General features: G+C 65.7%; 15 protein-coding genes. 7 read left to right on the top strand and 8 right to left on the bottom strand.

Annotated elements, in window-relative coordinates; genetic code table 11:
* Window positions 1–7: 7 nt before the first annotated feature.
* From ACLMAL_RS24365 to ACLMAL_RS24355, 3 genes are read left to right on the top strand one after another with little or no spacing between them, the layout of a single operon-like run.
* Window positions 8–517 (top strand): hypothetical protein, encoded by a 510-nt coding sequence (locus tag ACLMAL_RS24365; RefSeq protein WP_412001200.1) that lies wholly within the window; start codon window positions 8–10, stop codon window positions 515–517.
* A complete protein-coding gene (locus ACLMAL_RS24360) occupies window positions 496–1839 on the top strand; it encodes an ABC transporter ATP-binding protein (RefSeq protein WP_412001199.1) in 1344 nt (447 codons plus the stop codon). The genes ACLMAL_RS24365 and ACLMAL_RS24360 overlap by 22 nt, the downstream gene beginning before the upstream one ends.
* Window positions 1836–3551: an ABC transporter ATP-binding protein gene (locus ACLMAL_RS24355; protein WP_412001198.1), complete on the top strand. Its 1716-nt coding sequence runs from the start codon at window positions 1836–1838 to the stop codon at window positions 3549–3551. The genes ACLMAL_RS24360 and ACLMAL_RS24355 overlap by 4 nt, the downstream gene beginning before the upstream one ends.
* Here the strand turns inward: ACLMAL_RS24355 and ACLMAL_RS24350 are convergent.
* On the bottom strand, window positions 3503–3895 hold the full coding sequence (locus ACLMAL_RS24350) for a hypothetical protein (RefSeq protein ID WP_412001197.1): 393 nt from the start codon (window positions 3893–3895) through the stop codon (window positions 3503–3505). The two genes, ACLMAL_RS24355 and ACLMAL_RS24350, sit on opposite strands and share 49 nt — an antisense overlap.
* Before the next feature lie 133 nt (window positions 3896–4028).
* On the opposite strand from ACLMAL_RS24350, the gene ACLMAL_RS24345 reads away from it, so the two are divergent.
* Window positions 4029–4769: an SDR family oxidoreductase gene (locus tag ACLMAL_RS24345; protein ID WP_412001196.1), complete on the top strand. Its 741-nt coding sequence runs from the start codon at window positions 4029–4031 to the stop codon at window positions 4767–4769.
* Between the two features lie 164 nt (window positions 4770–4933).
* On the opposite strand, the gene ACLMAL_RS24340 is transcribed toward ACLMAL_RS24345, so the two are convergent.
* Entirely contained in the window at window positions 4934–5089 is a 156-nt protein-coding gene (locus ACLMAL_RS24340) for a hypothetical protein (RefSeq protein ID WP_412001195.1), read from the bottom strand.
* A 540-nt stretch (window positions 5090–5629) separates the two neighbouring features.
* On the opposite strand from ACLMAL_RS24340, the gene ACLMAL_RS24335 reads away from it, so the two are divergent.
* On the top strand, window positions 5630–5776 hold the full coding sequence (locus ACLMAL_RS24335; protein ID WP_412001194.1) for a DUF1059 domain-containing protein: 147 nt from the start codon (window positions 5630–5632) through the stop codon (window positions 5774–5776).
* 241 nt (window positions 5777–6017) lie between these two features.
* Window positions 6018–6377, top strand: a complete 360-nt coding sequence (locus tag ACLMAL_RS24330; RefSeq protein ID WP_412001193.1) for a hypothetical protein — start codon at window positions 6018–6020, stop codon at window positions 6375–6377.
* Between the two features lie 300 nt (window positions 6378–6677).
* On the opposite strand, the gene ACLMAL_RS24325 is transcribed toward ACLMAL_RS24330, so the two are convergent.
* Window positions 6678–7625, bottom strand: a complete 948-nt coding sequence (locus ACLMAL_RS24325) for an EamA family transporter (protein ID WP_412001192.1) — start codon at window positions 7623–7625, stop codon at window positions 6678–6680.
* A gap of 38 nt (window positions 7626–7663) precedes the next feature.
* On the opposite strand from ACLMAL_RS24325, the gene ACLMAL_RS24320 reads away from it, so the two are divergent.
* Window positions 7664–8194: a CGNR zinc finger domain-containing protein gene (locus ACLMAL_RS24320; protein WP_412001191.1), complete on the top strand. Its 531-nt coding sequence runs from the start codon at window positions 7664–7666 to the stop codon at window positions 8192–8194.
* Window positions 8195–8271: 77 nt separating this feature from the next.
* Here the strand turns inward: ACLMAL_RS24320 and ACLMAL_RS24315 are convergent, their stop codons facing one another.
* From ACLMAL_RS24315 to ACLMAL_RS24295, 5 genes are all read right to left on the bottom strand, one after another.
* Window positions 8272–8478 (bottom strand): hypothetical protein, encoded by a 207-nt coding sequence (locus ACLMAL_RS24315; protein WP_412001190.1) that lies wholly within the window; start codon window positions 8476–8478, stop codon window positions 8272–8274.
* Between the two features lie 282 nt (window positions 8479–8760).
* Window positions 8761–10221 (bottom strand): SPFH domain-containing protein, encoded by a 1461-nt coding sequence (locus tag ACLMAL_RS24310; RefSeq protein WP_412001189.1) that lies wholly within the window; start codon window positions 10219–10221, stop codon window positions 8761–8763.
* A 9-nt stretch (window positions 10222–10230) separates the two neighbouring features.
* A complete protein-coding gene (locus ACLMAL_RS24305) occupies window positions 10231–10440 on the bottom strand; it encodes a hypothetical protein (RefSeq protein WP_328402891.1) in 210 nt (69 codons plus the stop codon).
* A gap of 497 nt (window positions 10441–10937) precedes the next feature.
* Window positions 10938–11810 carry an LLM class F420-dependent oxidoreductase gene (locus ACLMAL_RS24300; protein WP_412001188.1) on the bottom strand — a complete coding sequence of 291 codons (873 nt, stop codon included), beginning with the start codon at window positions 11808–11810 and terminating at the stop codon, window positions 10938–10940.
* A gap of 119 nt (window positions 11811–11929) precedes the next feature.
* The gene (locus ACLMAL_RS24295; RefSeq protein WP_412001187.1) at window positions 11930–12802 is read right to left on the bottom strand and encodes an aldo/keto reductase; all 873 of its coding nucleotides are present in this window, start codon (window positions 12800–12802) and stop codon (window positions 11930–11932) included.
* Between the last annotated feature and the right edge of the window lie 227 nt (window positions 12803–13029).

The raw sequence follows: 13029 nt of genomic DNA, 5'->3' as shown, positions 1-13029 counted from the left end.
GAGAGCGATGACCACCACTGACCTCGCCGGGGCGAGAGAGCAGTCCACACCATTATCGGGCGCCGATTCCGCGGCGGGACGGAGCGTTGCGGGGTTGCTGCGCCCTTACCTGGGGAGTTTCGCCGCCGTGGTGATCCTCCAGGTCATCGGCGCTGTCGCGGGTTTGGCCCCGCTGCTGGCCGTCGTCGAATTGGGTCGAACTCTGTTGTCGCCCAACCCGATCGATCACGGTCACGTCTGGATCGTGGTGATCGCGGGTGCGGTCGGCCTGTTCGTTCGACTGCTGTTCACGGCCGGATCGTCGGGAGTCGGGCATCTTCTCGACGGCCGGGTGGAACTGTCGTTTCGCCGGAAACTCGCCGCCCGGCTGGGTCGCGTCCCCATCGGCTGGCTCTCCGGGCGCCGAACCGGCGAGTTGGCGAAGGTGGTGGGGGAGGACGTGAGTGCCGTGCACCGCTCATCGCCCACGTCCCCGGCGAGCTCGTCTCCGCCTTCGTGGTGCCGCTGGTATCGCTGATCTACCTGTTCACCATCGACTGGCGGCTCACGCTGATCACGATGATCCCGATAGCGCTGTCGGTGGCGCTGATCCCGTTGATGATGACCCCGAAGCGTCAGCGCGAGCAGGTGGATCTCGATGCGGCCATGGGGCAGATTTCGAATGCGGCCATCGAGTTCGTGCAGGGGATCGCGGTGGTCAAAGCATTCGGCAGCGGCGAGCGCGCACACCGAAAATTTCGCACGGCCACAAACGATTTCACCGACTCCTTTCTCCGCTGGGTGCTAGGTCTCGCCGGGATCGCGGCGGGACTCGCGCTGGTGCTGTCGCCGCCGTTCGTGTTGCTGGTCGTGTTGATCGGTGGCACGGTTCTGATCACGAACGGTTCGCTGGCCCCGGCGGACCTGCTGCCGTTCCTGCTGCTGGGGCTGGGACTGACTGCTCCGATTGCGGCTCTGGGCCACGGTTTCGACGATCTGCAGGCCGCGCGGCGTGCGGTCGGCCGGATCCGGGACGTGCTTGCCGTGGCGTCGCTGCCGGAGCCTGCGCGCCCGGTCGCACCACAGGGGCACCGGGTGGAACTGCGTGACGTTCGATTCGGCTACGTTGCCGATCGCGAGGTGCTGCGCGGGATCGACCTGGTGCTCGAGCCGGGCACGGTCACTGCGATCGTCGGTCCGTCGGGAAGCGGTAAATCCACGCTGGTTCAGCTGTTGCTGCGGTTCTTCGATCCGTCCAGCGGTTCGGTCGCGCTGGGCGGAGTCGATCTGCGCGAGCTCGGCAGCCGTGAGCTCTACCGGACGGTTTCCTTCGTTTTCCAGGATGTTCGCCTGCTGCGCGCATCGGTTGCGGACAATATCGCGCTGGCGGTGCCCCATGCCGACCTCGATGACGTGGTTCGCGCCGCCCGTCTGGCGCACATCCATGATCGAATTCTCGAGCTGCCGCGCGGATACGAGTCGGTGATCGGTGCCGACGTCGAACTGTCGGGTGGTGAGGCACAACGGATCTCGCTCGCCCGCGCGCTGCTGGCCGACGCGCCCGTGCTGGTACTCGACGAGGCGACCGCCTTCGCCGACCCGCAGACCGAACGAGCTGTGCGCCAGGCACTTTCGACGCTGGCGGGCGATCGGACGATTCTCGTCATTGCCCATCGCCTGGCGACGGTCGCGGACGCCGACACCGTCGTGGTGCTGGAGAACGGGGCGATCGTCGAGCATGGCAGGCCCGCCGAACTGCTGGCGCGGAACGGACAGTTCGCCGAGTTCTGGCGATCGCACCGATCCGCGATCACCGATGAGATCGAAGCCCCTGTACTGCAAGGAGATGAGCTCCGATGATTCGAATGCTGCTGCACGTGCTGGGACACGAGTACGCCCAGCCGATCCGTCGCACCATGACGTTGATGACGATCACCGCCGTGGCCGAAGGTTTGTCCTACGCCCTGCTGGTTTCGGTGCTGCGGGCACTGTTCGGGAGTACACCCGCGGATGCCTGGCCCTGGCTGATCGCATTCGGCGTCGCGGTCGCGGTCTACGCGGTGTTGCGCTACCGCAGTGATCTGGCCGGTTTCCGCGCCGCGGGGGCGATGTTGCGGGGTGTGTATCACCGTTTCGGTGATCACGTGGCCCGATTGCCGATCGGTTGGTTTACCACTGGTCGTGTCGGCGAGGTGTCGGTACTGGCGAGCCGGGGAATCCTGCAGGCGATGAGCGTGATCGCGCATCTACTGGCACCATTCATTTCCGCCGCGGTGACGCCGCTGACGATCGTTGTCGTGATGTTCGCCTTCGATTGGAAGATGGGATCGGCCGCCTTGGTCGCTGCACCGGTGGTCGCGGCGATCCAGATCTGGACCGGCCGGGCGATGGCCGCCACCGATACCGAGCGCGTCGAACGTGGTGATGAGGCCGCCGGGCGAGTCATCGAATACATCCAGGCGCAGCCGGTGCTGCGCGCAGGCGGCCGGACTGCCGAACGCTTCCGGTCGCTCGACGACGCGCTGTCCGGACTCCATCGTGCGTCCCGCCGTTCGACCCTGTCCGCGCTGCCCGGTGTGGTGGGTCTGACGCTCACGGTGCAGGCACTGTTCACCGCGCTGCTGGGCATGGGTGCCTACCTTGCGCTCGGCGGAGGCATCGGCACGGCAGAGGTTTTGGCGATTCTGGTGCTGGCCGCGCGCTGCGCCGACCCGCTGCTGTCGCTGGCGGATATGGGTGGCAAACTGCGCGCCGCCCGTTCTGAGCTGGCCAGGCTCGACACCGTGTTGCGCACGGCGCCGCTCCCGGTAGCCCGCGAACTGATCCAGCCGATGCACCATGGCCTCGAGTTCGAGTCCGTTACCTTCCGGCACGACGCCCGCACGGTGATCGATGACCTGTCGTTGTCGGTGTCAGCGGGACAGCGGCTTGCCGTTGTCGGACCGTCGGGTGCGGGTAAGAGCACGTTGCTGCAGCTGCTCGCGCGGTTCTACGACGTGGACACGGGCGCGGTGCGCGTGGGGGGTGCGGACGTGCGCGCGATCAGCACCGAGATGTTGATGTCGCAGTTCTCCATTGTCTTCCAGAATGTCTATCTCTTCGACGGCACGATCGAGGAGAACGTGCGTCTCGGCCGCCCGGACGCAAGCGAAGCCGAGGTGCGGGCGGCAGCGACCGCGGCCCGGCTGGACGAAGTGATCGAGCGATTGCCCGGCGGTTGGGCGACGAATGTCGGCGAGGGCGGCGCACTGCTGTCCGGCGGTGAGCGCCAACGTGTTTCGATCGCGCGAGCTCTGCTGAAGAATGCGCCGATCGTGCTGCTGGACGAAGTGACCTCCGCGCTGGACCCGGTCAACGAGGCGGCCGTCCACGCGGGTATCGAGCGCCTGATGGCAGGCCGGACAGTGGTCATGGTCGCGCACCGACTGCGCACCGTCCAACGCGCCGATCGCGTCGCCTTCCTGGACGGCGGCCGGATCGTGGAGGAAGGCAACCATGAGGAGCTACTGCGCCGCGGCGGCCGCTACGCCGATTTCTGGAACATGTCCATGGCATCCGTAGCGAGTGAATGAGTCGGAATGTTGATCTGTCTATTGGTCGCGGGAGCGTCGGGCCGGCACACCAGGCACAACGCACCCGAGGAAAGCTCATCGCAGAGCAATGGCACCTCATCGAGTTGGATGCCCCGCGACACCATGGCTGTCACCGTGGCGCGAGGCGGCCGTCCGGAGGAACGGATCAAAGCCCACGCCCGCCCCTTCGAATCCAATCCACCCAGAACGACGTGATGCAGCGGGATGTCGGCTTTCTCCAGCCCGGAGCCTATTTCCTGCCAGTATTCATCTACTTCTGACAGACACAGTCCGCCACCTGTTTGCTGGTGGGATGCTGTAAATGCGGCAAGGTAGTCGACCACTCGTACCCACGTTCGCGGGAAAGGGCCGGATCGACCTCGGGCCGCCGCAGTGACCACGTCTTCGGACATCAGTGCAATCGACCGCTATGAACCTCCGGCTTGCCTGGGTCGCATGCCGTGAAAGGTGAGAACCATGAAGCTCATAGTCATCGGTGGTACCGGACGGATCGGCTCCCAGGTGGTGCAGAAGCTGACCGCAGCCAGACACGAGGCCATCCCTGCGGCACCGTCCACCGGTGTCGACCTGATCTCGGGAAATGGTCTGGACCAGGCATTGGAGGGCGCCGACGTCGTGATCAACTTGGCGAACTCGCCGACCTTCGACGAGGCGTCCCTGGACTTCTTCCGCACCTCCATGCACAACCTGCTCGCGGCAGGAGAGAGCGCCGGTGTCCGGCACCAGGTCGTCCTCTCGATCGTCGGAGTGGATCAGGTGCCCCAGCTGGACTACTACCGGGCCAAGGCACTGCAGGAGGACCTGCTCCGGCAGGGGCCCACGCCGTACTCCATCGTCCGCGCCACCCAGTTCTTCGAGTTCATGGACGCGGTCTTGTCCTGGACCTCCGACAGCGACGCCGTCCGCCTGCCCGCCACCCGCCTCCAGCCGATGGCCGCCGCTGACGTCGTCGAGGCGGTCGTCGAGGTCTCCACTGGCACCCCGCTGCGAGGGATCCGGAACTTTGCAGGCCCGGACGTCTTCCCCCTCGACGAACTCGGCAGGATCACCCTGGCGGCACAGCACGACAACCGGACCGTCATCACCGACGACACGGCCGGCATGTTCGCAGCCATCACCGCCGATGTGCTCACCGCCGGACCGGACGCACGCCTGGCACCCACGCACTACCGGGACTGGATCCAGAACGCCCACTGATCAGGGGATCCCGGTCCCGCTTCAGGCAAGGCCGAGGCGCGTGCCTCCCATCGACATTCGAACGGGTACATCCGACGCCAGCGTTCGCCGATCAACCGTGTCGGAATTCAGGCGGCACTCGCCCTCGCCGGTACGCACGCTCCGGCCGTGTCGAGTGCGTTCCTTCAGCGGCTGCCCATGCGGGCGAGCTGATCGAGCAGCAGTACCACCATGGCTACCGCGAGCGCTACCGCGACTCCGGAGTGACCATCGGTGCGCCCGTAATCGATGGCCAGCCCGACAGCCAGCGCTAGGACGGCGAATGCAAGGACGCGCTTCACAGATCCCAGTGTGACCGAAAGTATTCCTCCTCGATCGGCGGTGCGGTCGCCGGGTGTTTCCGGTATTCGTGGGACCGCCGGATGATCGCCGTGTTCGACCGCGATCACGTCGCAGCCGGCTAGTGGAGGGAAGGCTATGACCTTGTCGCAACCGACCATCAACCGTCGCACGCTCCCCGGGACGGCCGCACTCCTGCCCTTGGTCGGCTGTGCGACGGAGCAGGCGCCTGCTGCTGTCGCCTCCGTTGCTCCTACCGACGACCAGCACGATCACTTTGTCGAATTGGAGCGGAAGTTCGACGCTCACCTGAGGGTGTACGCACTCGCTACCAGCACCGGTGCAACCATTGCCTACCGAGCCGATACAACCAGGCCCGCATCGCCGAGGCCGCCGCATATGTAGTGGACACCCTCGATCGACCGCTTACGGGCAGGCTGCAAGCCCAATGCTTGTCGGCGGTGGGCCAGGGGCGGTGGGGTTGCGCAACGCCGCGGTGGGACCGCACGCCTAGACTCTCGATCGAGAAGGAAGGACAGCTGATGAAGCGAAACCTGAACTGCCCCTGCGGAGAAGCCATCGTCGGAACCGACGAGGACGATCTCGTCGAGAAGACGAAGGCTCACCTGGCTGCGAACCATCCAGGCCACGACTACTCGCGCGACGAGATCCTGTTCATCGCTTACTGATCGATGACTGTGTTGCGGCCCGCGCCGGAAAGTAGTGGGCCGTATGGAGCTAGCCCAGTACTCGCCATCCGGGAAGAGGTGGCATCGGCGGCTGAGTGACGTCTGCGCGCAGTCGGCGGCGACCACGGTACGGCTCCGGTCCCGCCCGTGGAGACGTTCTCCGATTCGGCGTGCCACAGACACACAGCCGGACGCGCTCGTTCGCGCTGCTCATCACCACCCGACCCCTACGCTGCTGTGGGTGATCACGATTGGTGCGCGGGCGCGCAGGCTGCCCGCACCTCCGCATGTTGTCTGGGACTCGCTCACGCAGCCGCGTCGGTCAGCTACCAGGCCGTGGCTCTATCTGCTGCCCGACGAAGTCGAGCCCAGTGTGCTCGAGGCGCAGCGACCCGATAGCGTCGTGTGGTCATCGCTGTGGCCGAGCAGGCCCGCCGACCGGGTGCACTTCGAGCTCACCGCTGCCGGGAACTGCGAGACCTTGCTCCGGTTCACTCTCCTCACGTCGGACGAAGCTCCGGACCAGAGCAAGGTCGGACACTTACGGCGTCGGCTCAATCAACTGCTCTTCGCGAATCTTCGCTTGTCTTACGGGCAATGATCGCGCCAACCACCTCGCGCGCCGGGGACTGCTTGTCTGCCAACGTATCCGGTGAACATGTTGTCGGCATAGCGTGTGCTCGAGCCGATGTGCGGGGCTCGGCCGAGGGCCGCGATACTCGTTCCTGCCGACTCGGCCTCGGTTGTACTCGGCGACTGCGGTGAACGCGCTTCGGCTCCAGGGCATGTCGGGATATGCGTCTGCGCGCTGGTCCTCGAGGATCCTGGTGATGCCGTCGCCGGCAGGTCCGGGTCGCTGCGCCACGCTGACCTGCGGCGGGCATCGAGGCCCCGCTGGCCGTCAGGAGTCGGAGGCGCCGGTGGGCTCGCCCCGGCGGACGACCACGACGCCGGTGAGGATGAGCGCGCCGCCGAGGAGTTGGATCGGGCGGGGGGCCTCGCCGAGGAGGGCCCAGGCGAAGGTGAGGGCGGCGAGGACTTCGAAGAGAGCGACGAAGGACGCCAGTCGGGAGCCGAGGAGGCGGGTGGCGGCGATGCCGGATACGTAGGCAAGGGCGGCGGTCACTATGCCGAGGGCCAGGACCGGGGGCCACCACGGAATGGTGAAGTCTTGGAAGACAACGGGATTCGTGTTTGCGTGCAGGGGGACGATGCCGATCGCGCCCGCAGCCAGCAGGCCGACTCCGCCGATGAGGAGTCCACCCGCGGCGAGGACGGTGCCCGGAAGCGTGCCATCGCCGTGGGCGGAGAGAATGAAGTAGGCGGCTGCCCCGATCATGGCGGCGAGGGCCCACGCGATGCCGACCAAGTCGGTGGTGAGGCCGGAGCGCAGGTCGATGACCAGGACGAGACCGGCGGTCCCGAGCGCGGCGCCCGCGACCGTCGCCGCGCCGGGGCGTTGGCGATGGCGCAACCACAGCCAGCTCACCACGGCGATCGGAGCTGTGTATTCGATGAGCAGTGCCACCCCGACTTCCATATGGGCGACCGCGTTGAAATACGCCAGTTGGGTGCCGGCGACGGCGAGCAGTCCATAGGCGGTGATCAGGGCGGCGTTGCGACGCAACAGCTGCCAGTCGCCGCGCAGCTGCACCGCGGCGATCGGCACGAGCACGGCAGCGGCCACGAGCACCCGGACGGCCACCACGGACGCCGAACTCCAGCCCGCGTTCATCAAGCCGCGTGCCAGTGGCCCGGAAAGCCCGAACGACGATGCCGACAGCACCGCGCAGATCAGTCCGGAGCGCAGTCGCCGCTGCACGGCATTGTCATGAGTCATGGTCGCCATGAGTAATGACGCTAGAATCGCATTGGTAATATGTCAACATGACATTTGCTCATGACACCGAAGCGGCGCTGCTTGCCGCGGTGGAGTTGGTGAACTCGGCGGAGGAGCCGGACACATTGACTGAGATCGCCCAGCTCGATGAGTTTTTCGTCAAACATGTCTATACCGGCGTGCACACCGGCGACGCTGCGGAGCTGGGAGCGGTGCGCGCACTGCGAGCGCCGCTACGCCGGATGCTCACCAGCGACCGCGATACGGCAGTCCAGCTGGTGAACGAGACTTTGGCGAAGCATCGAGCGGTACCGCAACTCGTCCGACACGGTGACATCGACTACCACATTCACGCGGTGCCCGCGGAAGCTCCGATGCCCGTCCGGATCGCCGTCGAGACCGCGATGGCGATGATCGATCTGATTCGCTCCGACGAGCTGAGCCGACTGTCCCTCTGTGCCGACAGTGCGTGCGCGGGCCTCGTTCTCGACCTGTCCCGCAACAGATCTCGCCGCTATTGCAGCACCGCATGCGGAAACCGAAACGCCGTCGCGGCATACCGCGCCAGGAAGAAATAACCCTACGGTCGGTGCGTCCGGCGTATCCGTCCCTCCCGGATTCCATGCCCGGGAGGGACGGACCTCGAACAGAAAACCTACTTGCCGGAACCGCTCGCCGACAGCGATTCGAGCAGGCAGCTCCATTGCGGGGCGCCGCCGGGGCAGCCCGGGCTGGCGATCGGACCCGACTGCTCGACCGGTTCGGCGGGCTGCAGCGGGATGGCCGACGCAGGTACGGCGGCAGCCAAGGGGGACAGCAGGATTGCGCTGGCAAGCATTCCGGCACGAACGTGGTTACGCATCTATGTTTCCCTTCGCGCGACGAGGGTGGCCGCGCCAGACAGGCTATCGGCGGGGATGACGTCACCGACAGACCTGGGAAGGTGCGTCACTGAATCTGGGGGCACCCCGCGACGCGCTGCTCGATGAGTGTCGACGCCATGTACGCGCTGTTCAGTGCCGTGTCCAAGACCGGCGAAGCAATTCAGCGAATCAAGCCAAATAGTCCAGCGAATCAGGGACGCGCGATAGCGGACCGATGCCCCACGCGTCCTGGCGACGCACAGGGGCCGATTCATGGATGCTTACTTCGGCGGGTCTATATCCACCTGTCCGTTTTCCTTGACGGATCCCCCGTTGAGATTCATTGCGGGAAGCAGTGATTCGCGTGCGATGGACGTGAGAGCACCGGCTTGCTGGATGATCTCCGCCAATGCCGAGGTCACCCCCTGCGCACCGTTCAATACCGTGAAGTTGTCGACGTGCTCGAAGGGCGCGGCTGCGGCGGCGACGATCTGCGGGAGTTTTTCGGCGATCTGCTGGGCGATGACGGCTTCCTGATTCTGACTCATCGCCTCGGCCCGCTGCTGGATGCCTGCCGCTTCCGCGGCCATGTGGGCGCGCACCGCGTCCGCCTCGGCCAGGCCACGGGCTTTGATAGCGTCGGCTTCGGCTTGACCCGTGAGCCGGGTCGCCTCGGCTTGTGCTGCCGCACGCACCTTGATCGATTCCGCTTCGGCCATAGCTTGCATCTTCGTCTGCGCCGCAGCGGCTTCCGCGCGCAGCCGAGTCTCCTGGGCATCGGCTTCCGCTTGCAGAATTCGCGCGTCGCGGGTGGCCTGGGAGAGCGTTGTCTGCTTATAGGCTTCGGCGTCGGCGGGCTTTCGGATTTCGACCTGGAGCTGCTGTTCCTTCTGCTGCGCTTCGAGCTGTGCGACTCGTGTCGCGACCTCCACGACGGCCTGCCGTGCGGTGGCCTGGGCGAGCGGTCCCTGCTGGGCGGCCTCTTGGCTGGCGCTGTCGACTTCCGCCTGATACCCGGCTTTCTTGATCTGGGTGTCGCGCACCGCGAGCGCGATTTTCGCTTGGGCGGCCTGCTCCTGCTCGATCGCCTCGCGTTCGGCGTTGGCCCTGGCAATGCGCGCGTGTTGCTCTACCGCCGCCTGATGCGGAACCGCCAGATTGGCAATGTAATTCGAGCCGCTGGCAATGGACTGGATCTGGAAGCTGTCAATGACGAGACCGAAGGATTCCATCTCCTGAGAGCAGCGGTCGCGTACTTGTTCAGAGAACTTGTCTTGATCACTGATCATGTCTTCGACGGTCATCGAGCCCGCGATCGCGCGCAGGTGGCCGACGAAGACGTTCTGCACCTTTGTCTCGAGTTCCTCCGCAGGGCGATCCAGGAACCGGCGTGCCGCGTTCGCGATGGATCGATAGTCGTCACCGACCTTGTACACCACCACGCCGGCGAGCTCCAGGCTGATCTTCTGCTGACTGACGCACGGCACCGTGATCTGGCTTTCGTGTGCCTCCAACGAGATTCGGCGTACCTTGGTCAATCCCGGTGCGACGAGCGAACCGCGTCCGGTGACGATTCGAAATCCCATGCTTTCGCCGAAGGCCTGCCCCTCACCGGCCCGGAATCCGGAAATGATCAGCGCCTCATCGGGTTCGGCGACTCGCCAGGCGAGCCGGAACAATCCGGCCGACAACAACAGCATCACAACAGCGATCCCGATGACGACCACAACGAGGACGTCCATTCTGCACCTTCATTTCCAGGGAGTGACTTCTACCGTTCGCCCGCCCAGGCTCCCGACAACAAGAACCTGCGTGTGCTTCGGAATGGTTGTCTCCCCGTCCGCAGAGCGCGCCAGGAATCGCTCGGTCCCCGCCCGCACCTCGATCACTACCTCGCCGAGATGGTCCGGCCTGATCGCCGCTGTCACGCGTGCGATCTTGCCGATCACGTCTGTCGCCACCAACACCTCCGACCCCACCACGGTTCGACTTCTTCACGTTAGACCTCGCGGACACTGAAAACGCTTCCCACAGTCGGTCTTTACGTTTCCCTTACGGCCGAACGTACGCCGTCTGCGCCGACGAGTTCGGTGACTGATTTGCCGTCATCGGCGGTTGGCCGTCGATGCCGGCGAAACATCAGGTTACTCGGTCAATACTCGCCGTGGACAAGATTCTTCGGCTGTTCGCCGGCCGCGAACCGCGCGATCTCCGAGGCGGCGACGGCATAGGCGCGTTCGGGTGAGGAATGCCGGGATCAGGACTTCGGCCAGCTCGGCGCGTGCGGGGAGCGGCCTGCCCGGCTCGAAGCGCAGTGGGCGGATGCCGGTTACCTCCGAGAGCATCCCGACTCCATAATCATCTGGCACGAGGACAGTGACCGGCATGCCTTCCACACTAACTGCGGATTGTGGTGCGCGACCGGCAGATGCGTGAGTCGCGCTCACCTCGCGGAGGGCTACTCGGCAGGACGCAGATGATCCGCGCAGGAAGCAGCGTAGGTGTCAAGCAGCGCGTGGGTTTGCGCGGTGGGCAGCGCGTCGAGGTTGAAGATCACGCGGTGCACACCGAGTTCGGCCAGTCGGTCCACGACGATCGCGGCGTCGTCCGCGGACACATCGGTGGTCACGACCACGGAAACCATTCTCGGTGCGCGACCCAGGTGCGCGGTGAGGTTATCGAGCTCGGCGATGCGGTGCGCGAGCTTATCGATGGCACCGATCGAGGACACGAACGGCATCCAGCCGTCGGCGTAGTCGACCACGCGCTGGAGCACGGTGGGGCCCATGCCGCCGATGAGGACGGGCGGATGCGGGCGCTGTAATGGTTTGGGCCACTGGAACACCGGATCGAAGTCAACGAATTCACCATGGAATTCCGCCTGCTCCCGCGTCCAAAGTTCCTTGATGGCCAGGACCCGCTCGCGCAGCAGCCGGGTCCGTGAACCCGGACGGGTGCCGTGGTTGCGGATCTCCTCGAGATTCCACCCGGCGCCGACTCCGAGCTCGAATCGGCCGCCGCTGATCCGGTCGAGGGTGGCCGCCTCTTTGGCCAGGATGATCGGATCACGTTGGGCAACAAGAGCAATCGCAGTCCCGATTCGCACTCGTTCGGTGACTGCCGCGATGGCAGACAGTGCAACGAAGGGGTCCAGCGAACGGAAGTATGCGCGCGGCAGTTCGCCGGAGCCGTAGGGCGTGTGCCGCGCGACCGGAATGTGGGTGTGCTCGGCCAGGAACACTGCCGCGAAACCACGTCCTTCGACGCTCGTGCCGAACTCGGCCGGGCTGATGCCCTCGTCGGTCAGGAACGTGCTGAACCCGATTTCCATGCGTGCTCCCGGTGGCTGCGGATTTGATCCCAGGTAGTAGACCGCAGGTCGCACTGCGCGCAGGAGGCGGGCGGCCATTCGCCGGGGCGGCGTCAGGTCGCCGTCCCGGCGAACATCGGTCAGACTGCTTCGGTGAGTGCCACGAACTCTTCGTCGGAGAGTGTGATCGTCGCGGCCGAGGTGTTCTCCTCGACGTGCCCGACGCTGGAGGTGCCGGGGATCGGCAGCACGACAGGTGAGCGGCGCAGCAACCAGGCCAGCGCCAGCTGGGACGGGCTCGCGCCGTGCTCGTCGGCGAAGGTGTCGAGCGGACCGCCGGGCCGGGCGAGCTCGCCGGTTGCGATGGGGAACCAGGGAATGAAGGCGATGTTTTCGGCCGTCGCGTAGTCCAGCACGTCTTCGGCCTTGCGATTGGCGAGGTTGTAGAGGTTCTGCACCGAGACGATGTCGGCGATCTCCCGAGCTTGCTTCAGCTGTTCGACGGTCACTTCCGAGACCCCGATGTGGCGGATCTTGCCTTCTTGCTGCAGTTCGACGAGCGCACCGAGCTGATCGGCGAGCGGGACGGCCGGATCGATACGGTGCAGCTGGTAGAGATCGATCTGTTCGAGCCCGAGGTGGCGCAGGCTCAAATGCAGTTGCTGGCGCAGGTATTCGGGCCTGCCGACCGGCCGCCAGTCGCCAGGGCCCGACCGCGTCAGACCGCCCTTGGTGGCGATCACCAGGTTATCGGCGTAGGGATGCAGGGCGAGCCGGATGAGGCTCTCGCTGACGAACGGTCCATAGGAGTCCGCGGTGTCGATGAAGTTGACACCGAGCTCGACCGCGCGGCGCAGGACGCGAACGGCTTCGGCCGGGTCGTCGGGGTCGCCCCAGACGCCGGGACCGGTGATCTGCATGGCGCCGTATCCGAGGCGATTGATCGGCAGGTCGCCGCCGAGCGCGAAGGTGCCCGAGGCGTCGGCCGGGCGAGACTTTGTCTGTGCGGTCATAGGGTAACTCCCTGGTCAAGTCGTTGATTCATCGAATGTCGCGCGCACGTGGTGAGGTGGGGCGGCGCGGATGGCGCACTTCACCATTGCGAGCAACATTTCGACCGCCCCGGATATGCCCGAGCGGTGCCTGCGGCGGGCACGCCTCCTCCGCGACTGTGGGGAAGGCATCGCCACGGAAAATAAAGGGCTGGATAGTGAATCGGCTCCAGCACACAGGCGCACCG

Origin of the sequence: Nocardia sp. CWNU-33, assembly GCF_046764895.1 — a bacterium.
Lineage (GTDB): Bacteria > Actinomycetota > Actinomycetes > Mycobacteriales > Mycobacteriaceae > Nocardia.
Note: the sequence above shows the minus strand (reverse complement) of the source record. Positions and strands in the feature narration are given on the sequence as shown.

What these genes read in the sequence shown, in the direction of transcription:
- ACLMAL_RS24365 (WP_412001200.1), top strand. Translation starts at nt 8, where the DNA reads ATGACCACCACTGACCTCGCCGGGGCGAGAGAGCAGTCCACACCATTA.
- ACLMAL_RS24355 (WP_412001198.1), top strand. Translation starts at nt 1,836, where the DNA reads ATGATTCGAATGCTGCTGCACGTGCTGGGACACGAGTACGCCCAGCCG.
- ACLMAL_RS24345 (WP_412001196.1), top strand. Translation starts at nt 4,029, where the DNA reads ATGAAGCTCATAGTCATCGGTGGTACCGGACGGATCGGCTCCCAGGTG.
- ACLMAL_RS24335 (WP_412001194.1), top strand. Translation starts at nt 5,630, where the DNA reads ATGAAGCGAAACCTGAACTGCCCCTGCGGAGAAGCCATCGTCGGAACC.
- ACLMAL_RS24325 (WP_412001192.1), bottom strand. Translation starts at nt 7,625, where the DNA reads ATGGCGACCATGACTCATGACAATGCCGTGCAGCGGCGACTGCGCTCC.
- ACLMAL_RS24320 (WP_412001191.1), top strand. Translation starts at nt 7,664, where the DNA reads ATGACATTTGCTCATGACACCGAAGCGGCGCTGCTTGCCGCGGTGGAG.
- ACLMAL_RS24315 (WP_412001190.1), bottom strand. Translation starts at nt 8,478, where the DNA reads ATGCGTAACCACGTTCGTGCCGGAATGCTTGCCAGCGCAATCCTGCTG.
- ACLMAL_RS24310 (WP_412001189.1), bottom strand. Translation starts at nt 10,221, where the DNA reads ATGGACGTCCTCGTTGTGGTCGTCATCGGGATCGCTGTTGTGATGCTG.
- ACLMAL_RS24300 (WP_412001188.1), bottom strand. Translation starts at nt 11,810, where the DNA reads ATGGAAATCGGGTTCAGCACGTTCCTGACCGACGAGGGCATCAGCCCG.
- ACLMAL_RS24295 (WP_412001187.1), bottom strand. Translation starts at nt 12,802, where the DNA reads ATGACCGCACAGACAAAGTCTCGCCCGGCCGACGCCTCGGGCACCTTC.